The sequence below is a fragment of the Janthinobacterium sp. BCJ23 genome, from assembly GCF_059617945.1.
Genome location: NZ_JCAQAW010000002.1, coordinates 771,264 through 790,920 on the forward strand (window position 1 = coordinate 771,264; position 19,657 = coordinate 790,920).

Here is a 19,657-nt window from a genome sequence, read left to right on the forward strand (position 1 = left end):
CACCTGCTTACTCGGCAGCGCCCCACAGGTCATGCGCGTCGGCTGAGGTGATCGTCACATCGACGAATTGACCGACCGCCAGCTTGCGGTGCGGCTCGAATGGCGGCTTCACATACACGACGCCATCGATTTCCGGCGCGTCGGCGGACGAGCGGCCCACGCCGCCGGAGCGGGTGACTTCATCGATCAGCACGCGCACGGTCTTGCCGACCTTCGCTTGCAGGCGTTTCTTGGAAATTTCTTCCTGCAGCAGCATGACGCGGCCGCGGCGCTCTTCACGCAGCTCTTCCGGCACGGGGTTGGCGATGGCGTTGGCGGTCGCGCCTTCGACAGGCGAATAGGCGAAGCAGCCGAGGCGGTCGATCTGCGCTTCCTTGAGGAAGTCCAGCAGATACTCGAATTCCGCTTCCGTTTCACCTGGGAAACCGGCGATGAAGGTCGAGCGGATGGTCAGGTCCGGGTTGATGGCGCGCCAGGCCTGGATGCGGTCGAGGTTTTTCTCGCCGCTGGCCGGACGCTTCATGCGTTTCAGCACGTCAGGGTGCGCATGCTGCATCGGAATATCGAGGTAAGGCAGGATGTGGCCGCCGCTCATCATCGGGATGATCTGGTCCACGTGCGGGTACGGATACACATAGTGCAAGCGCACCCAGGCGCCGTAGGACTTGGCCAGCTCGCCCAGCGCTTCCGTCAGCTGCGTCATGTGGGTTTTCACGGGACGGCCATTCCAGAAGCCGGAACGGAATTTCACGTCCACGCCATACGCCGAGGTGTCTTGCGAAATGACCAGCAATTCCTTGACGCCGGACTTGAACAGGTTTTCCGCTTCGATCATCAGTTCGCCGATCGGACGCGAGACGAGGTCGCCGCGCATGGACGGGATGATGCAGAAGCTGCAGCGGTGGTTGCAGCCTTCGGAAATTTTCAGGTAGGCGTAGTGCTTCGGCGTCAGCTTGACGCCTTGCGGCGGCACCAGGTCGAGGAATGGCGCATGCGGCTTCGGCAGGTGCAAGTGGACGGAATCCATCACTTCGGCCAAGGCGTGCGGGCCCGTGACGGACAGCACTTTCGGGTGCACCTTCATGATGATGTCGTCGCCGGCAGCATCTTTCTTGGCGCCCAGGCAACCGGTGACGATCACTTTACCGTTTTCAGCCAGCGCTTCGCCGATGGCGTCGAGCGACTCTTGTACGGCGGCATCGATAAAACCGCAGGTATTGACGATCACCAGATCGGCGCCAGCGTAGGATTTCGCCGTTTCGTAGCCTTCGGCGCGCAGTTGGGTCAGGATTTGTTCGGAGTCGACCAGCGCTTTCGGGCAGCCGAGCGAGACAAAGCCCACTTTCGGCGCCGCACCTGGCATGGCCAGCATGGCCTCGGGCTGGGCGGAAGGAACAGGAATACGGTGAATTTCAGACATAGTTGGCAGCTAGTAAAATGATGAGGCGAATCGGCTATTGTACCCCGAGCCGCCCCTTGCTGGCAGAACTATGCTGTTTTGATGACGCCGATACAACTCACGGGCGATCAAATCGCCCGGTGAGCGTGTGGCATAGACTATTTCTTGTCCGTTGGCGGGACAGGCGGAACAAACGGGAACGTGCCGAACAGATTCTTGCTCTGGCTCTGCATCTGCTCCTGCATCTGCACGAACAGGCTCTTGCTCTGGTCGATGTAGTTGTTCATCATGCCTTGCATCATCGGGCCCTGGACATTCATGAACTGGGTCCACATTTCAGGGCTGAATGGCTTGCCTTCGAAGCTGCCGGCCGAGGTGCCCGTGAATTTGTGCTGGATATCGGTGAACGCTTGCACGTTCTTTTCCAGGTAGGATCCCATCATGCCCTGCATGGCGTGGCCATAGTAGCGGATGATCTGCGACAACACGCTGCTCGAGAACATCGGTGCGCCGTTCGCTTCCTCTTCCAGAATGATTTGCAGCAAGATGCTGCGCGTCAAATCTTCATTGGATTTGGCATCGACGACGGTAAACACCTCATTGTCCAACACCAGCTGCTTGACGTCCGTCAAGGTGATGTAGGAACTGGTTTGCGTGTCATACAGACGGCGGTTGGGATATTTTTTAATCAGGCGGTCTATACTTTTTTTTGCACTACTCATCACAAGTTCCACTTATTGCGCCGCAGCGCATACTGAGTTGATTCGAAAAAAAAGCGAACCAGGGTCCGCTTTCGCACCTGCCTACTTTTTGCATTATAGAGTGGAAAACAACTCCATTGCACATCAGGGTAGTAGATTCCCGCATTTATTGCAACGCAACTAAAAGTAGATTCCTGACAAGACCGGAGATTACGCCGGTCTTGCCAGCAAAAACGCTTTGTGAATTAATCCGCTCTGACTTTAACATACCGGCCCGGCGCCGCCTCGATAGCCGCGTGGCGCTTGTTGCCTGGCTTGCCTGGTGCCTTCACCTGGGTGCCGCCGTGTTCGGCAAGGAAGGCCGCCCATTCGGGCCACCAGCTGCCCACGTGTTCGGTCGCGCCTTCCATCCATTGCTCGGCGGTCAAGGGCTTGGCTTTCGCCGTGCGTGGCTTGTCATTGCTCCAGTAGCTGCGCTTTTTCTTCGAGGCAGGATTGATCACGCCGGCGATATGGCCCGAGGCACCGAGGATAAAGCGGTTGGCTTTCGGTTTTTTCGGATTCAGCAAGGCCGTGCTGGCGTAGGCCGCGCCCCAGGGCACGATATGGTCTTCGCGCGAACCGTAGATGAAAGCGGGCGCGTCGATGCTGCTCAGGTCGACCTTTTCCCCGGCCACCGTCAGCTTGCCCGGCACTTTCAGGCTGTTTTCCAGGTAAGTGTTGCGCAGATACCAGCAGAACATGGGGCCTGGCAAGCCCGTGCCGTCACCGTTCCAGTACAGCAGGTCGAACGCGGGCGGCTCCTTGCCCTTCAGGTAATTCGACTGCACGTAGTTCCACACGAGGTCGTTCGGCCGCAGGCTCGAGAAAGTGCTGCCCAGGTCGCGGCCCGTCATCAGGCCGCCCTTGGCCAGAGACTGCTCGCGCAGCGCCACTTGTGGCTCGTCGATAAAGACGTCGAGCGCGCCCGTATCGCAGAAATCGAGGAAAGTGGTCAGCAGTGTCAGGCTGGCGGCCGGATTCTCGCCGCGCGCCTTGAGCACGGCCAGCGCCGTCGAGACGATGGTGCCGCCCACGCAAAAGCCGAACATATTGAGCTTGTCCTGGCCGGAGATTTCCTGCGTCACCTTGATCGCCTCGATCACGCCTTGCTCGACGTAATCGTCCCACGTCAGGTGCTGCATGCTCATGTCGGGATTGCGCCAGGACATCAGAAACACGGTATTGCCCTGCTCCACTGCGTAGCGCACGAGCGAGTTTTCCGGCTGCAAGTCAAGGATATAGAATTTATTGATGCACGGCGGCACCATCAACAGCGGCCGCTGGTGTACCGTGGCCGTCGTCGGCGTGTACTGGATCAGCTGGAACAAGGCGTTTTCAAACACCACCGTGCCCGGCGTGGTAGCCACGTTGCGGCCCACTTCGAAGGCCGATTCGTCGGACTGCGAAATGCGGCCCTTCTGCATGTCGGCCAGCATATTGCTCAAGCCCTTGGTCAGGCTTTCGCCCTTGGTCTCGATCAGGGTTTGCTGGGCGTCGGGATTGGTGGCAAGAAAGTTGGCCGGCGACATGGCATCGACGATTTGCTGCACGGCAAACGCAATCTTTTGCTTCTGGTGCGGCGTCGCTTCCACGGCATCGGCCATGGCGCTGAGAAACTCCGCATTGAGCAGGTAGGCGGCCGCATTGAAGGCCGACAAAGGGCTGGCGTGCCAGGCGGGCGCGGCGAAGCGGCGGTCTTTCAATTCCGGCGCCTTGCCGGCCATAAAGTCGGCCCACAAGCCCGTCAGCTTGGCTACGTAGGCGTTTTTCAGTTGCTCGATCGCTTCCGGCTTGATGCTGGCGCCCGCATCCTGCAAAATGCCGGCAATCGGATTGCCCTGGGGCTGCGGTACCATGTTGAACCACGTCTTCCACTGCTCAGGATTGCTGATCTGCGCCATCCATTCTTTGGTCATCATTTGAGGATCGGGCATATTCATAGGTATATGTAAATCCATTCAAGAATTAATAAATAATTACTTCCGGGCCACCTGCATGCAAACTTTTACTGACTGGCAATACCAATGATGCTCATGACCGCTGTTGCCTGGATCTATGTCGTTGGCCTCATGGCGCTGACGGAACCGTCCATCGTCGCCGGGGTGATGACCTTCGTGCTGTACTGCGTCATCCCGCTGTCCATCCTATTCTATCTGACAGGCTCGCGGCGACGCAAACGCAAGGCCGTGCGCATCGCGGAACAGAAGGCGCGTGCCCAAGCATCAGCAGACGATAAAACAAAAACGGCAGACACATAAGTGTCTGCCGTGCAGATTATTTGCGCCAGATCAAGCTGGCCTGTCTTCCCGTGACGCCATCGCGCCGGTACGAGTAAAACTGCGCCGCATCGCTGACGGTGCAATATTCCCCGCCTGCCACTTGCGCCAGGCCATCGCGCAGCAGCATGGTGCGCGCCAGTGCATAGATGTCGGCCAGGTATTTGCCCGGCTTGCCAGCGATGGCGACGAAGGCGGCGCTCAGTACTTGCCGTTCAACATCATCACGCGCGCCATCGCGGAACGCTTGCAGCACGTCCTGACCCACTTCGAATTGCTGCGGACCAATGGCCGGCCCCAGCCAGGCGAGGATGTCCGTCGCGCCCTGCGCCCGCATGGCTGCAACCGTGCGCTGCAAGACGCCGCTGGCCAGGCCGCGCCAGCCCGCGTGGGCCGCACCGACGACGAAGCCATCGGTCGAACAGAACAGTACCGGCAGGCAATCGGCCGTCATCACCACGCACACGGCGCCAGGCAAGGCGGCGATACTGGCGTCGGCGTCCGGCACATGGCCGTCCAGCTTGCCAGCATCGGCCACGGCCACGCCATGCACCTGCGACAGCCAGGCCGGCTCGGCAGGCAATATGGCACCCAGCCGCGCGCGGTTGGCCGCCACGTGCGCGGGATCGTCGCCCACGTGCGTGCCCAGGTTCAAGCCGCCGCCGCCCTGCCCGTCACCGTACGGCCCTTCACTGACACCGCCCGCGCGCACGGTCGCCAGCGCGCCCACGTTCGCGGGCAAGCCGGGCCAATCGGGCATAAGGCAAGGCAACGGCGACGTCATCAAACCTGTTCCGGCTCGGGAATACCGGCGGTAGCGATCAGCTCGGCGAAATCATCGGCCAGCGGCACGATCCACTCGCACGCTTCCAGGGTGCCCGGATGCACGAGGCCCAGGCGGCGCGCCTGCAATGCCTGGCGCGAGAAGACAGACACCAGGTGCTGCTTGCCGTACACGTAGTCGCCGACCAGCGCGAATCCCAGATGCTGCATGTGCACGCGGATCTGGTGCGTGCGGCCTGTTTCCAGGCGGCATTGCATCAGGCTCACGGGACGGCGGTCGAGTTCGCCGCTGCCGATCAATTCATAGTGCGTGATGGCGGGCTTGGCGGTAAAGTTTTCCGAGACGGCCATCTTGACCCGGTCACGCGGGTGGCGCGCGATCGATGCATCGATGGTGCCCGCCATTTTCGGCGTGCCCCACACGAGCGCGAAATATTCGCGCTTGACGGTGCGCGCCTGCAACTGGCGCACGAGATCCGTTTGTGAAGCGAGTGTCTTGCCGACGACCATCAGGCCGCTCGTATCCTTGTCCAGGCGGTGCACGATACCGGCGCGCGGCACGCCAGCCAGCTGCGGACAGTGGTGCAGCAAGCCGTTGAGCAAGGTGCCCGACCAGTTGCCGGGGCCCGGATGCACGACCAGTCCGGCCGGTTTGTTGATGACGATGATATGCTCATCTTCGTGCACGATGTTCAATTCCATCGCTTCCGGCTTAAAAGCCTCGTCTTCCGGCGCGCTTTGCGGCAGAATGACGATCTTTTCGTCGCCATAGGCGGTCATGTTGCGTTTGGCAACTTTTCCATCGACGGTCACGAAACCGGCTTCCAGCCACAATTGCAAGCGGCTGCGCGAGTATTGCGGCACCAGCTTGGAGATGACTTTATCGAGGCGGTGGCCGCAGGCGTCCGGCGTCAGTTCCAATGTAATCGGGGCCATTTCCTCGAAGACGTCGTCGGCGGCAAAATCGCCGTCAAACGCCTCTTCGGCAGCATGGTCAGAAAGGGAGTCAAACGCGGGGTCAGCCAAATTAGGCTTCGGAGTTAATATCACAGCATTCCCATCGGCTATAATCAGCCTATTGTAAAATCTTGGTTAAAACCTTCTTGCAAAACGTCATGCAAAAAAAATTATCGTTGGTAGTCGCTTCAGTCGTTCTGCTCGGCATGTCCGCTTGCAGCTTGTTGCCTGAAAAAGTGGATGAGACCAAAAACTGGTCCGTTACGAAATTATACTCGGAGGCGCGTGAAGAAATGGCCGGGCAGCACTATGAAGCTGCAATCGGCCTGTTCCAGAAGCTGGAGGCTAACTATCCTTTCGGCAACTATGCTCTGCAAGCGCAGATGGAGATCGCTTACGCGTATTATAAGTCGGGAGACCAGGCGCAGGCACTGGCTGCCGTCGAACGCTTCATCAAGTTGCATCCGAACCACGCCAATGTGGACTATATGTACTACTTGCGGGGCCTGATCAGCTTTAACGACCAGATCAGCTTCCTGAACTTCCTGTACGAGCAAGATCCGACCGAGCGCGATCCGAAAGCCACGCGCGAAGCGTTTGCCGCCTTCAAGCAACTGGTCGACAAGTTCCCGAATAGTAAATATGCGCCCGATTCGCTGGCCCGCATGAACTATTTGATCGATGCGATGGCGAAATACGAAGTGCACGTGGCGCGCTATTACTACCGCCGCGGCGCCTACCTGGCCGCCGCCAACCGCGCGCAAACGACGGTCAGCGACTTCCGTGCCTCGCCGGCCATCGAAGAAGCGCTGTTCATCATGTACCGCTCGTATGACAAGCTGGGCCTGACTGACCTGCGCGACGACGCCTTGCGCGTGCTGACCAAGAACTACCCGAACACGGCATTCCTCAGCCCGGAAGGGGTGAACAAGGAACGCAAGTGGTGGAAATTCTGGCAGTAAGCTGCAATAAAAAACCGGGCTAGCCCGGTTTTTTTACTTATTCGCCCACTTTGCGCCGGAACACCCAGCTCGTATCGTTTGATGCTTCCGGCACATACGCGTAACCATCGACGTCGAACTGCTTCAGCTGCTCGGGATCGCGGATCTGGTTGACGGCCGCATAGCGGGCCAGCATGCCGCGCGCGCGCTTGGCGTAGAACGAGATGATTTTATATTTGCCATTCTTCCAGTCCTCAAACACGGGCGCGATGACGGGCACATCCAGCTGGCGCGGCTTGACGGATTTAAAATATTCTTCGGAAGCAAGATTGACCAGCACTTTCGCGCCCTGCTCCCTGGCTGTACGGTTCAGGCCGTTGGTGATGGTGTCGCCCCAGAACGCATACAAATCCTTGCCGCGCGCGGTCGACAGCCGCGTGCCCATTTCCAGGCGGTGCGGGTGGATCAGGTCCAGCGGGCGCAGCAAGCCGTACAGGCCCGACAGGATGCGCACGCGCGACTGGGCATAGTCGAGCTGGGCCGGCTGCAGACTGCGCGCCTCGAAACCGGCATACACGTCGCCATTGAAGGCCATGATGGCCTGGCGCGCGTCATCAAGCTGGGGTGTCCAGGACGCGTAGCGGGCCACGTTCAGGGCCGACAAGGCGTCGGAAATGCCCATCAGGCTGCCCACTTCGGCGGGCGAAAACTGGCGCATGCGGGCGATGAGCTGGGCGGAATGGTCGAGAAAATCGGGAGTGCTGTGCAACGAGGTTGTTGGCGGCGTCTCCAGGTCGAGACTCTTGGCGGGCGAAAGCACGATCAACATAAATTATCACTACAGAATAGAATTGCCGACATGATACCTGCTCCACAAAAACTCGTCCTCGACACCAACGTTTGCCTCGACCTGTTCGTCTTCAACGACCCGCGCTGGGCGGGGCTGCTGGCGGCCATGGAAAGCGGCGCCGTACATGCCATCACGCGCGAAGATTGCCGCGCGGAATATCTGGTAGTGCTGCACTACAAACATCTGCCGCTCGATGAAGCGAGCCGCGCCGTTGCCGCCGCCCGCTTCGACGCCCACATCACGGTCGTGGCGCCGCCCGTCTCCGGCGTGCGCCTGCCCGTCTGCACGGACAAGGATGACCAGAAATTCCTCGAACTGGCGCGCGACGCCAACGCCGACATCCTGATCACCAAGGACAAGGCGCTGCTGAAACTGGCCCGCAAGACGGCCAAGGCCGGCATGTTCAAGATCATGGTGCCGGAAGGCTGGGCATTGCCGGGCTGAGCCTTTAAAGCACCGTACGCAACGGGGCGCGCTGCGCTAGAATGGGACACGATTCCACTTTCCGCACCGCGCCCCTACCGTTCATGAACAGTCCGTCCCTGCCCTACACGACTCCCGCCCTGACCACCCGCTTGCCAGCTGTCGGCACCACCGTGTTTACCCGCATGTCCAGCCTGGCGGCCCAGCATGGCGCCGTCAACCTGGGCCAGGGCTTTCCCGACTTCGATTGCGCGCCTGAACTGGTCGACCGCGTCAGCGACGCCATGCGCGCCGGCCACAACCAGTATCCGATGATGACGGGCGCCGCGCCCTTGCGTGAAGCGATTGCCGCGAAGATCGCCAGCCTGTACGGCCACAGCTATGATGCCGGCACGGAAATCACCGTCACGGCCGGCGCCACGCAGGCGCTTACCACGGCCATCCTGTGCTGCGTGCACCCGGGCGACGAAGTCATCGTCATCGAACCGGCCTACGACAGCTATCTGCCCGCCATCGCGCTGGCCGGCGGCGTGCCCGTGCTCGTCTCCATGGAGGTGGGTGAGCACGGCTACAGCGTGCCGTGGGACAAGCTGGCCGCTGCCGTCAGCAGCAAGACGCGTTTGATCATCATCAACACGCCGCACAACCCGACGGGCACGATCTTGCGCCCCGCCGATGTGGCCGCGCTGGCCGACATCGTGCGCGGCACGCAAATCTTGATCCTGTCCGACGAAGTCTACGAACACATGGTGTACGACGGCGTGCCGCACGCCTCATTAAGCCGCAACCCGGAACTGGCGGCGCGCAGCTTCATCGTCTCCAGCTTCGGCAAGACGTATCACGTGACGGGCTGGAAGGTCGGCTATGTAGCCGCCCCGGCCGCACTGACGGCGGAGTTTCGCAAGGTGCACCAGTACAACGTCTTTACCGTCAACACGCCGATGCAGCACGGCCTGGCCGGCTACATGGCCGACCCGCAGCCCTACTTGGACTTGCCCGCGTTCTACCAGCGCAAGCGCGACTTGTTCCGCGATGGCCTGGCGGGCAGCCGCTTTACCCTGTTGCCAGCCGACGGCACGTATTTCCAGTGCGTGCGCTACGATGCCATTTCGCAAGAGAGCGAAGCGCAGTTCGCCGAATGGCTGACGACGCAAATCAAGGTGGCCGCCATTCCCGTGTCCGCGTTTTATGCGCAGGGCAAGGAGTCGGGCATCGTGCGCTTCTGCTTTGCCAAGAAAGACGAAACCTTGCGCCTGGCGCTCGAGCGCCTGCGCAGCATATAACCGAGCACTGAACATGGCTCCGCTGCGGCGGGGCAAAGGATGACAAGCATGGTACAGCGTCGCATCGACCCAGCCGATCTGGTTCCCGGCGAACCCCTGCCCTGGGATCTGTTTCTGGCTGACCACAGCGCCGGCCCGCAATTGCGCAAGGGACAGATCATCACGGATGGCGCGCAGCTGGGGCGGCTAATGCAGCTGGGCCTGTACGTGGGCGCGCCGGACCAGCCATCCGTCTTGCGCTTGCTCAACGAAGCGGCGCAGCGCCTGGAACGCTTGCTGCTGGCCTTGCGCAGCGAAAACAATGCCGAGCGCGACGTACGCGACATCGCCCGCGAACTGCTGCGCGCGCTCGAGCACGATGCCGATATCGCCCTGGCCAGCATCCTGCTCAACCAGATCGCCGGCAGCTACGCCGTGCGCCACTGTATCGAAACGGCCTTGCTGGCCATGCTGGTGGGCCGCAGCATGCACAAGTCCCACGATGAATTACTGTTGATCGGCGCGGCCGCGCTGACGATGAACGTGGGCATGCTGCGCCACCACGACAGTTTCCAGGACCGGCGCGGCCCCCTGAACGACGAAGAAATGCGCATCGTGCGCCAGCATCCACAGGAAAGCACGGAACTGTTGCGCTGCGCCGGCGTCGACGACGAGGAATGGCTGAGCTGTGTACTGCTGCACCATGAAAACGACGACGGCAGCGGCTACCCGCAGGGGCGCACGGCCGATGAAATCCTGCAAAATGCCAAGCTGATCGGCCTAGCCGACCGCTATTGCGCCCGCGTCTCGGCGCGCAACTACCGGCGCTCCATCGTGCCCGACCAGGCGCTGCAGCACATCTTCCTCGACCAGGGCGTACCTATCGATCCGCTGCTGGGAGAACAGTTCGTCAATCTGCTGGGCAAATATCCGCCTGGCACTCTGGTGCGCCTGCGCAGCGGCGAACTGGGCGTCGTCACGCAACGGGGCGCCGGCCAGGTCCACCCGCTCAGCGACCCGCTGGGCGCGCCGCTGGCCGCCGCCCAGCTATCGCAGATGACGCCGCGCGACACGGGCGACAGCCAGTTCGCCATCGTTTCCTCGCTGCATGAAGATGATGCGGGCGTGCGCTTCAGCATGCGGCATGTGTGGGGGGATGAAGCGCGGTTGTAGCGCTTATTGGCATGGGATCGCAATACGCGAATGCCTTGATGACAAGTTTCGCAGGCAGCCTGCAAAATTGATGATTCGAAGTGATCTTTACTATCTCAAAAGATTGCTATTCATCACTATTTCTCTTATTTTTATTTCAAAATAGTAATGAAGGGCGCTGTCTTCGCTGAACTGATTTTCCAGGACAACAACGTCGACATCTTTTTCAGGGAAATACATTTTGATTGATGCAAAGCCCAAGCCTTTTCCGGAGTGGCCGATGTACTTCATCGGCGTCTTGTCACTGACATAGACACCATAACCATAGCCATTTTTTTCAGCACCGAAAGCGACGTGCTGACTGGATATGTCATAATTTGTCATCAGCTTGTAGGTTTCCGGCTTTAAGATTTTCCCCTTATGAAGTTTTTCATCCCATGCATTCAAATCCCTTGCATTTGAAACAATGCCTCCAGCTGGGATAAAATCAACCCAGCCTTGCCCCTGAACCGGATGCACTTTCAATGCGAATACATTTTTCGAATTGACATAGCCATTGATAACGTTATTCTTCTTGCCTTCCTCATAGCAAAAACTATTGTCCATTGCCAGCTCTTTGAACAAGTCATTTGCCGCTTCGATATACTTTTTCCCGCTTACTTTTTCAAAAATATGTCCCAGCATGGCGTACGTTGTCACGCCGTATAAAAAATCCGTTCCGGGCAGGAAGCTCAGTGGCTGGTCAATCTCAGTGATTCCTGCCGAAAAGTTGAGCAGCTGATGCACGGTCACCTTGTCGGCCCACGCCTGCGGCAAATCAGGCAAGTATTTTCTAACGGGACTATGCAAGTCTATCCTGCCTTTTTCAACTTCCCGCAAAATCAGCGCTGCCGTGATCTGCTTGCTATTCGACATGATCCTGAAGTTATCGTCCAGCTTCAACGGCACCTTATTTTCAAAATCCGCATAACCATAGGCTTTTGAGTATATTGCTTTCCCATGTTGCGTGATGAGAATGACCCCATTGAAACTTCTTGGATTTGTTTCCTTGATCAAGCTGTCAATTTCAGCAGCGTAGTCACCCGACTTGTCCGCAGGTGAATGACTTTCAGCATGGGCATTGGCGAATACAGCGCTTGTCAATAGAAATGAAATCGCCAATATTTTCAGTGGCGAAGTCGCTTTTTTATCAGCATCAGAAGTTTTCATGGGGATATTGTCGTTTGGTTTACAACCTTCAACTGGGGAAATTATACCCCCGCCCACTGCGTGGCTGCGAATTCAAACGGCCAGCAACAGAACCGTCAGTTTGAAGACTTCAAATACTCGCGCAAGCCATGCGTCAGAATAAAGGGAAACACGCTCGCATGGTCTTCATCCTCGAACACGCGCAAGCGCGTCTTCAGGCCCGGGTACTTGTGCGATTTCAGCTTGCCATCGAACTCGCGCAGGTCGGCCAGCATGTCGGCCTCTTCCTCCAAACGCGAACGCTTCTTGCCCGCCGCCAGCTTTTCCAGGCCGCCGATGCCGAAGAACACGGATGCAGGCAAGTCCTTGTGGCTGGCCGCATATGCCTGCTCGCGGTCGAACATGACGCCGGCGTCGTACCACAGCGACGGGCTGCCGAGAATGTAGTGCTCGAAGGTGCGCGGTTCCGTCAGCAAAAATTGCAGACCCAGCAGGCTGCCGTAGGAATGGCCGATGAAGACCTTGCGCTGCATGTTGACGCGATAGTTACTGGCGATAAAGGGAAACACCTCGCCCGAGATGAACTGGCCATACGCCTTCGCTTCACCAAACGCTGGTTGCCGCCCCGGCATGTCCGAGCGGTAATCGTGCTTGCGCGGCGTGGTGGGCGTGTAGTCGCGGCGGCGGCTGTACACCCCGCCATCGCCGTTGGCGTACGACAGGCCGACCACCACGACTTCTTCCATCCCCGCATGCTTGTTCAGACGCTGCGCGATATTGCGCACGATGGGGAACGAGTAATTGGCATCCACGACGAACAGCACCGGATAGCGTTTATTTCCCTGCCGATAGGAATCGGGCAAGGCGACATATAGCTGATAGTCGCGTTTCAGGGCTTGCGCACGGATGTCGCGCACTTCCGTATTTTCCAGCACGTAGCTGGCTGGCGGGCTGGCGGGTGCGGCCAGGGCGCTGCTGGCCAGGCAGCACAGGACGACGAGCAGATTGCGAGGTTTCAAGCTGGTTTCTTTCATTGAGGTAAAAGTTACTTCGACACAGCCGCCGTCAGCTGCACCAATTTTCGCTCGACAAACGCCTGCAATTGCGGCGACAGGGTTTGCAAGCCCTTGGCCCGCTCGAACGCCTGGCGCGCCTGGGCTTGGTGGTTGTCCGCTTGCAAGGCGATGCCCAGGCCCATCCACCAGACGCTGTTGTCGGGCGCCGTCTGCAGGGCCTGCTGATACTGTTCCGATGCTTCGCGGTAGCGCTGTTCGCGCTGCAGCACGCCGGCCAGGAAGGCGCGGTATTCGCCGTTGTCGGCGGCGTACGGCAAGCTGCGCGTGAGGGTATCGAGGGCGGCCGCGCCGCCGTTGGCCTTGTCCAGCTGCAGACGGGCCAGCATCATCGCTTGCGCCGGCTGTTTCGGGTCCAATGCCAGGCTCAGCTGCAACTGGCGGGCCGCCTCGTCGGGGCGCTGCGCTTCGAGCAGCAGACGCACCAGGGTTTCGCGCGCGCCCTGGTGGCGCGGGTCCAGCTGCAGGGTCTGCTGCAAGGCCAGCATGGCGTCGGAGACGCGGCCATCCTGCAACTGGGCCAGCGCGCGCCGGTGTTCATTCTCCACGCGCTGCTGGGCAGTGACGTGCTTGCCGTCGATGATGCGCTCGCTGGCGGCCGGTGCGGGCGTTTTTACCACGGACGCAGCGGCAGGCTTGGCCGCTTTTTCCACGATGCGGCGCATTTCGGCGGGCCGCGCCTTGGCGGGCGCGGGAGCAACTTTCTCGGCCTGGAACACGGGTTCGGGTTCAAGCGCCACGACGGGCGCAACTGGTGCAGCCACCACGGGAGCCGGTGCAACGACAGGCACCGGCACTGGTAAGGGAGCCAGAACAGGCGTACTGGCCACATTGATCAGCACGGGCGGCACGGCCGGGCGCTTCAGGTAGACCCAGCCCAGGGCGATGGCGGCGGCCGTCAAGCCGGCAGCGCCGCCAAAGACCAGCGCGCGCGGCAGGCCCCGCTCGCGTTCGGGCACGGAGCGGATACCGGCCGCGTCGCCGCGTCCATCGGGGGTGCCGCGCGCATCGAGGTCTTGCAACATCTTGTTAATCAGGCTCATCTACAGGCTCATCTTCGTCATCGGTTCAATAAAGTCCAGCTCACGCCGCAAGCGGCGGCCAGCACGCCGGCGCCGGCCAGCCATGGCCAGGGCTTCTGCCAGAAGCGCGGCTTGCTGGCCAGGGTATCGCTGGCGGCCAGCGCCACGTGGCGCCCGCTGACCTGCTGCCGGCCTTCGCCATACGCCACCATCAGCGCCTTGTGCGCCATGATGTTGATCAGGCGCGGGATGCCGCCGGAAGCCTGGTACAGCTTGCGCACGCCGCCACGGCTGAACAGGCGCGCGCCATCGAAGCCGGCCACGCGCAGGCGGTGCGCCACATAGAAATCCACGTCGTCGCGCGACAGCGGACCCAGGTGGTAGTGAAAGGTGATGCGCTGCGCCAGCTGGCGGATTTCCGGCAGGGCCAGCTTGACATCGAGTTCCGGCTGGCCAAACAGCACGATTTGCAGCAGCTTGCGCTTTTCCGTTTCCAGATTCGTCAGCAGGCGCAGCGCTTCGAGGCTGTCGACGGGAATCGCCTGCGCTTCGTCCAGGCACAGCAGCACGCGCTTGCCTTGCGCCGCCAGGTTGAGCAGGCGCAGGTTGAGGGACTTGAGCAACTGATGCTGATCAGCATCTTTCTCCAGCAGCACATCGAGGTCGTCCGCCAGCGCCAGGATCAGCGAACGGGGCGGCAAGTTCGGATTCGGGATGTAGGCCGTGACGAAATCCGGCCCCAACGATTGCATGAACTTGCGGCAAAGAAAAGTCTTACCAGTCCCCACTTCGCCAGTGATCTTGATGAAGCCCTCGCCATTGCGCGCCGCCACCAGCAAGGTATTGAGCGCCTTTTGCGACTGCGGGCCGTTGAAGAAGAAACTGGTATCGGGCGTGAGGCCGAACGGCGCCTCGCGCAAGCCGAAATGGGCCTGGTACATTTAGCGCCGCTCCGACGGTCGGCGCGGGTCGAGCGCCTCGATGCGCTTGCCCGAATCGAGCAAGTCCTCGTTCCAGCTATTGGCGCCATCGACGATGGTCGGCTTGATCAGCACCACCAGCTCGCGCTTCTGGATCACCTGCCCCGTGTTGCGGAACAGCGCGCCCAGCACGGGAAGATCGCCCGCGCCCGGCACCTGCGAGCGGTCCGCCGTGGTGGCCTGGCGCATCAGGCCGCCGATGGCGACGATGCGGCCATCCTGGCTGCGCACCATGCTGTCCATCTCGGACGTGCTCGATGCGGCCAGCGGCAGTTTCAGCGAACCGGCGCTGCCCAGGTCGATTTCCTTGCTGATGGTCGACACCTGGCTCACGGACGGATGCACGTGCAGGATGATATTGCCATCCGCGTCGATCTGCGGCGTCACGTCCAGCACCACGCCGGAAAAGAAGGGCTGCAAGGTCACGTTGGGGCTGGTCGTCGCGCCGCTGGCCGTCGTGTTCGTCGTGGTAGACACGCCCGTCACGTAAAACTCGTCCGTGCCGATCTTCAGCACGGCCTTCTGGTTGTTCATGGTGGCGATGCGCGGGCTCGACAGTACATGCACGGAACCCTGCGATTCCAGGAAAGAAATCATGGCGGCGAAATTGGCCGTCTGGAAAGCCAGGCCGAACATGGAACCGGCCGCGTTGGCCGCCGAACTGAGGCCAAAGCCGCTGCTGGCCGTCAAGCCATTGCCGGTGGTCATGTTCGGCGGCTGGCCGCCGTTGAACGGCAGCGGCGCCAGGGTGCCGCCCGGCTGGATGAAGCCGGTCGAGATGCGGTTCGTGTGACCGCTCTTGATCGAGGCGAACGAGGCCCAGTTGATGCCCGTCTGCGTGTTGTCGTTGAGCTCGACTTCGAGGATTTTCGCTTCCAGGATCACCTGGCGGTCGACGGACAGCTGCGTGGCCTTCAGGTACATGTCGACATTGCGCAACTCTTCCGGCATGGCGCGGATGACGATCACGCCCGACTGCGGGCTCAGCACCACTTGCCGCCCGCCTTCGCTGCTGCCGACGATGGCTTCCAGCGCCGCTCTCAATTCCGGCCAGAAATCGGCCGTCGACGAGGTGGTCAGGTTGCTGCTGTCCAGGGTGCGGCCGCCCTGGCCGCCATTGGTTTGCTGGTTCTGCTCGTTATTCTGGTTGTTGCCCTGGTTGTTGTTGCCGCCATTGCCCGAGCCGCCCGAATTGGTCGAGCCCACCGAACCCACGGACGTCGACGAGACGCGCAGGTTGGAACTGCCGCGGCGCGCGCCCGTCAGGTAATTGACGTGGAACAAACGCGTCTGCATGGTCAGGGGCTTGATGTAGATCTGCGTCCCCTCGACCTTGTAATCGTAGCCATACAGTTCGCGCACGGCATCAAGTGCCTGGAACAGGGTCACGTCCTTCAGGTTGGCGGAAATGGTGCCGCCGATGTCGGGGTGGACCAGCATGTTGTAGCGCGTGCCGGCCACGATGGAAGTGAAGAACTGGCGCGCAGGCACATTGTTGAATGCCACGTTGAAGCGCTCGTCGAGCGCGGCGCGGGCCTTCGGCAATTGCTGGGCCAAGGCCGCCACGGGTGGCAGCAGCGCCGCTTCCACGGCATCGGGCTGGGCCGCTGGCGCCGTGGTGGCCGCCGCGCCCTTGACGGCATCGGAGATCGCATTGTAGGTGTCGCGCTTGACGGGCGCGACATTGCAGCCGCCCAGGCCCAGGCTGACGCTGATGACAGCCGCCATCGTACTGATCTTGAACATGCTCGCCTTGTGTTGATTGAGTTGCTTGGCCACTTCTTCTACTCCTGCTTGCTGCCGGTCTTGCTATCGGTCTTGCGATCGGCCTTGTTATCGGTCTTGCTGCTCGGGTACAGCTTGAAGGTTTCCAGTGATTTGCCACGCCGCAACAGCACTGCCGTGTCGTGGATCTCCGTCACCACGGCGTCGCCCACCTTGCTGCCGACCTTGACCGTCTGGCCATCGATGACGGCCAGGCGGCGTCCGCCCGGCTGGGTGGAAATGAGCACCGATTGCAGCTGAGGCCGGGCCGCAACGACGGGCGCGGCGCTGGCAGGCGCCCACAGGGCCGCGGGCGGACGCGTCGGATCATCGAGCGCCTGCGCCTGCGCGCCCGGCCATGCCAGGCTCAACGCAAGAAAAGGCGCCAGCAGCGCGGGACCAAAGGTCAGAGTGCGATCCATGTGTCGTCCATGCTGAGGGTATGTAAGGTCAGGGTCAGGGTGGCGCTTGGGTAGCTGGCAGCGTCGAGGTGAGCGGCGCCCCAGAAGACGCGCGTCGGCATCGCTTGCAGCGCCTGCATGTATTGCACCATGTCCGCATAGCTGCCCTGCAGCACCACTTCCACGCCATGCTGGTGCAGCAACGGCGCCGGGGCCGGCGCCTTGGCGGCATCCGCCTTGGCTGCCGGCTCGCCGTTCGCGGTTTCGGCCTGATGTGCGCCGACTGCGCTGCCGGGCAAGGTTTTCAGCGACACCAGGCGCAATCCCGCGTGCCGGCGCAGCAGGTGCTCAAGCAAGGTAACCATGCGCTCGGGCGCCACCAGGCCATGCTGCTTCTCGCGCAGCGCCTGCGCCAGGGATGCCGTTTCCGCCTGCAGGGCCAGCAGGCGCGCGCGCGCTTCCTTGTCGGGATCGGTGGCATGGGCGAGCATGGTCAGCTCGATTTCCTTGTTCGTCGCGGTCAACAGGCTTTGCTTTTGCGCAATGCTCGCTTCCAGCGCTGCGTGCTTCGCCAGCAAGGGATTGAGGCTCATGAAATAAAATACGAACAGAACGGCGGCCGCACCGGCGCCAAACACCATCAGCCGCTCGCGCCGGCTGAGGGCATCGAAGGCGGTGGCCCATTTCTTCAGCAAGGGCAGCATCAGCGTGTTCCTCCCGCAACAGGTTTGGGCGGCGTGACAGCACGCTCCGCCGACTGCAGGCTGAACGCGACGTAAGGCAGGCTGGCCGCCTTGCCCTCGGCCACGGCCGGCTGCTCAGGCTGGCTGATGTCGAGGCTGGCAAAGCTCTTGCCTTTGAGTATTTCCTGCTGGCCCAGGCGCGTGATGTACGCGGGCAGCAGCGACGCGTGCAAGGCGCGGCCCTGCAAGCCAAAGTCATTGCCGGCGCCGGCGATGTCCACGCCCGTCAGCCATACGCCTTCGACCCTGGCCTGCGCCAGCGCGCGGAAATAGCCGGCATAGCCGAGGATATTGCCCAGCTTGCCGCTGTCCAGCATGCTAGCCGCGTCTTGCAGCAACTGGCGCTGCGCCTCGACGGCCGCCAGTTCCTGCGCCAGGGCCGGCTCTTTCTTGCGTGGCGGGTAATCGCGCAAAATCTGGTCGCGCTTCGCCTCGACTTGCGCCAGTGCCGCCTTGACGCCCGCTTCGCGCTGTTCCAGGCCGGCCATTGCCTGCCGGGCCAGCACACCCAGGACCAGCAAGACGAGTGCCAGCGCGCTCAGGCCCAGGCCGGCCGTGCTCGCCGACATATGGTGTTTTTTCAGTTCAAACTGGGGATTGAACAGATTGATCTGCTGGCTCATGCGCCCTTCCCTTCATGCTTGCCCGGGTGCGGGCCAAGCTCGCGCAAAGCCGCGCCGATGGCCAGGAAGTAGCGCGCCTGCATGGCGGGGTCGCGCAATTCGGCGGCCTGCGACAAGTCCAGCACGGTGGCCAGGTCCAGCTGCTCGACGGGCATGTAGAGATTGTCGGCCAGGTAGGCGTGCAAGCCGTCGCTGGCGCCCGTCATCAGCATCAACCGGGCCAGCGAAATGAAATGGAACTGGCGGTCGAAGTGGTCGAACGAGCGCTGCAGTTCCAGGGTAACGCGGTCGTAGTACTGGCTGGCGTCGGGCGACTGCAATTGCGCCAGGGTCACGTCGATGCGGCGCGCCTGGTACAGCTCGCCATTGAAACTCATGGTCAGCAAGCCGCCGTCGCCATCGAAGAACAGCACGGCGATGCCGCGTCCCGGCGTTTCCAGCAAGGTGGCGATATTACGCTGCGCCATTTCGGGGATATCGATCACGGACAGGCCAATCTTGCATTCGGCGTACTGCGCCTGGCGTCGCGACACGGCGCTGTTGCGCGCGGCGACGGCAAACACGCTGCTGCCCCGCTGGGTGCCGTTCGGGTCGCCGGGAATGTCGAACACGTCGATGGTGGCGTCGGCCAGGGGAAAGTCCAGCATGTCCTTCAAGCGCCAGCCCACGGCCGTCTTCAACTCCTCGCGCGGCACGGCCGGCGCTTCCAGCGACAGCAGCTGGTATTCGCCGCCAGCCAGCACGCTGGTGCAGTGGCGCGCTGGGGCCTGCAGTTCCTTGCCCAGTTTTTCCAGCACCTCGGCCGGCGCCGGCCGTGCGGCCGCCTGATAGCTGGCACGCAGCACGCGCGGCATGCCGCCGGCGGGACGTTCGACCACGACAGCGCTGACGCCCTCGCGGCCAAACGCCGTGGCCAGCCAGCCATCGTACTTCTTTGCTCTTGCGAATAAACCCATGCGAACTATCCAGTGTAAGTGCCTGCCCGATCTTGTCGCGCAGTTAATGCATCCAGCCAATTTTAATTCATGAAGCCAACTTTATTGTGTAAAAACAATAAATTAGCGATCTTTTTTTCAC

At 61.2% G+C, this 19,657-nt stretch carries 20 protein-coding genes; 5 read left to right on the forward strand and 15 right to left on the reverse strand.

Annotated features, from left to right (window positions below; translation table 11 throughout):
• Nucleotides 1-7 precede the first annotated feature (7 nt).
• The 3 genes from rimO to phaC form a co-directional block, all read right to left on the reverse strand.
• Nucleotides 8-1,363, reverse strand: coding sequence for a 30S ribosomal protein S12 methylthiotransferase RimO (gene rimO, locus AC54AG_RS09490; protein WP_128143344.1), 1,356 nt, complete (start codon nucleotides 1,361-1,363; stop codon nucleotides 8-10).
• A 194-nt stretch (nucleotides 1,364-1,557) separates the two neighbouring features.
• Nucleotides 1,558-2,121 carry a polyhydroxyalkanoate synthesis repressor PhaR gene (gene phaR, locus AC54AG_RS09495; protein ID WP_010399000.1) on the reverse strand — a complete coding sequence of 188 codons (564 nt, stop codon included), beginning with the start codon at nucleotides 2,119-2,121 and terminating at the stop codon, nucleotides 1,558-1,560.
• 224 nt (nucleotides 2,122-2,345) lie between these two features.
• Nucleotides 2,346-4,061, reverse strand: coding sequence for a class I poly(R)-hydroxyalkanoic acid synthase (gene phaC, locus AC54AG_RS09500; protein ID WP_331776313.1), 1,716 nt, complete (start codon nucleotides 4,059-4,061; stop codon nucleotides 2,346-2,348).
• Nucleotides 4,062-4,166: 105 nt separating this feature from the next.
• Between phaC and AC54AG_RS09505 the strand changes: the two genes are divergently transcribed.
• A complete protein-coding gene (locus AC54AG_RS09505; protein ID WP_319991331.1) occupies nucleotides 4,167-4,400 on the forward strand; it encodes a hypothetical protein in 234 nt (77 codons plus the stop codon).
• A gap of 16 nt (nucleotides 4,401-4,416) precedes the next feature.
• Here the strand turns inward: AC54AG_RS09505 and pgeF are convergent, their stop codons facing one another.
• Nucleotides 4,417-5,178: a peptidoglycan editing factor PgeF gene (gene pgeF, locus AC54AG_RS09510; protein WP_496630146.1), complete on the reverse strand. Its 762-nt coding sequence runs from the start codon at nucleotides 5,176-5,178 to the stop codon at nucleotides 4,417-4,419.
• Between the two features lie 23 nt (nucleotides 5,179-5,201).
• Nucleotides 5,202-6,227: an RluA family pseudouridine synthase gene (locus AC54AG_RS09515; protein WP_034755341.1), complete on the reverse strand. Its 1,026-nt coding sequence runs from the start codon at nucleotides 6,225-6,227 to the stop codon at nucleotides 5,202-5,204.
• Between the two features lie 89 nt (nucleotides 6,228-6,316).
• On the opposite strand from AC54AG_RS09515, the gene AC54AG_RS09520 reads away from it, so the two are divergent.
• The gene (locus AC54AG_RS09520; protein WP_034755339.1) at nucleotides 6,317-7,120 is read left to right on the forward strand and encodes an outer membrane protein assembly factor BamD; all 804 of its coding nucleotides are present in this window, start codon (nucleotides 6,317-6,319) and stop codon (nucleotides 7,118-7,120) included.
• Between the two features lie 37 nt (nucleotides 7,121-7,157).
• On the opposite strand, the gene yaaA is transcribed toward AC54AG_RS09520, so the two are convergent.
• On the reverse strand, nucleotides 7,158-7,928 hold the full coding sequence (gene yaaA, locus AC54AG_RS09525; RefSeq protein WP_496630147.1) for a peroxide stress protein YaaA: 771 nt from the start codon (nucleotides 7,926-7,928) through the stop codon (nucleotides 7,158-7,160).
• A gap of 30 nt (nucleotides 7,929-7,958) precedes the next feature.
• Here yaaA and AC54AG_RS09530 point away from each other — a divergent pair, with 30 nt between their 5' ends.
• The 3 genes from AC54AG_RS09530 (at nucleotide 7,959) to AC54AG_RS09540 (ending at nucleotide 10,807) form a co-directional block, all read left to right on the forward strand.
• A complete protein-coding gene (locus AC54AG_RS09530) occupies nucleotides 7,959-8,393 on the forward strand; it encodes a putative toxin-antitoxin system toxin component, PIN family (protein ID WP_034755336.1) in 435 nt (144 codons plus the stop codon).
• 83 nt (nucleotides 8,394-8,476) lie between these two features.
• Nucleotides 8,477-9,655 carry a pyridoxal phosphate-dependent aminotransferase gene (locus tag AC54AG_RS09535; protein ID WP_496630149.1) on the forward strand — a complete coding sequence of 393 codons (1,179 nt, stop codon included), beginning with the start codon at nucleotides 8,477-8,479 and terminating at the stop codon, nucleotides 9,653-9,655.
• A gap of 48 nt (nucleotides 9,656-9,703) precedes the next feature.
• Complete coding sequence (locus tag AC54AG_RS09540; RefSeq protein ID WP_496630150.1) at nucleotides 9,704-10,807, forward strand: HD-GYP domain-containing protein; 1,104 nt, start codon at nucleotides 9,704-9,706, stop codon at nucleotides 10,805-10,807.
• A 90-nt stretch (nucleotides 10,808-10,897) separates the two neighbouring features.
• Here AC54AG_RS09540 and AC54AG_RS09545 read toward each other — a convergent pair whose 3' ends face one another.
• The 9 genes from AC54AG_RS09545 to AC54AG_RS09585 all read right to left on the reverse strand — a co-directional run bounded on the left by AC54AG_RS09545 (nucleotide 10,898) and on the right by AC54AG_RS09585 (nucleotide 19,536).
• Nucleotides 10,898-11,995: a serine hydrolase domain-containing protein gene (locus AC54AG_RS09545; protein WP_496630152.1), complete on the reverse strand. Its 1,098-nt coding sequence runs from the start codon at nucleotides 11,993-11,995 to the stop codon at nucleotides 10,898-10,900.
• Between the two features lie 95 nt (nucleotides 11,996-12,090).
• Complete coding sequence (locus tag AC54AG_RS09550) at nucleotides 12,091-12,993, reverse strand: alpha/beta hydrolase (RefSeq protein ID WP_496630153.1); 903 nt, start codon at nucleotides 12,991-12,993, stop codon at nucleotides 12,091-12,093.
• Between the two features lie 26 nt (nucleotides 12,994-13,019).
• Nucleotides 13,020-14,090, reverse strand: a complete 1,071-nt coding sequence (locus AC54AG_RS09555) for a tetratricopeptide repeat protein (protein ID WP_496630154.1) — start codon at nucleotides 14,088-14,090, stop codon at nucleotides 13,020-13,022.
• A 17-nt stretch (nucleotides 14,091-14,107) separates the two neighbouring features.
• The gene (locus tag AC54AG_RS09560; RefSeq protein WP_034755331.1) at nucleotides 14,108-15,010 is read right to left on the reverse strand and encodes an ExeA family protein; all 903 of its coding nucleotides are present in this window, start codon (nucleotides 15,008-15,010) and stop codon (nucleotides 14,108-14,110) included.
• Nucleotides 15,011-16,795 (reverse strand): pilus (MSHA type) biogenesis protein MshL, encoded by a 1,785-nt coding sequence (gene mshL, locus AC54AG_RS09565; RefSeq protein ID WP_034756218.1) that lies wholly within the window; start codon nucleotides 16,793-16,795, stop codon nucleotides 15,011-15,013.
• Between the two features lie 38 nt (nucleotides 16,796-16,833).
• A complete protein-coding gene (locus tag AC54AG_RS09570) occupies nucleotides 16,834-17,235 on the reverse strand; it encodes a hypothetical protein (protein ID WP_051991629.1) in 402 nt (133 codons plus the stop codon).
• The gene (locus AC54AG_RS09575) at nucleotides 17,220-17,918 is read right to left on the reverse strand and encodes a type II secretion system protein M (RefSeq protein WP_496630155.1); all 699 of its coding nucleotides are present in this window, start codon (nucleotides 17,916-17,918) and stop codon (nucleotides 17,220-17,222) included. The genes AC54AG_RS09570 and AC54AG_RS09575 overlap by 16 nt, the downstream gene beginning before the upstream one ends.
• Nucleotides 17,918-18,580: an MSHA biogenesis protein MshI gene (locus AC54AG_RS09580; protein ID WP_496630156.1), complete on the reverse strand. Its 663-nt coding sequence runs from the start codon at nucleotides 18,578-18,580 to the stop codon at nucleotides 17,918-17,920. The genes AC54AG_RS09575 and AC54AG_RS09580 overlap by 1 nt, the downstream gene beginning before the upstream one ends.
• Complete coding sequence (locus tag AC54AG_RS09585) at nucleotides 18,577-19,536, reverse strand: type IV pilus biogenesis protein PilM (protein WP_219329957.1); 960 nt, start codon at nucleotides 19,534-19,536, stop codon at nucleotides 18,577-18,579. The genes AC54AG_RS09580 and AC54AG_RS09585 overlap by 4 nt, the downstream gene beginning before the upstream one ends.
• Nucleotides 19,537-19,657: the final 121 nt, after the last annotated feature.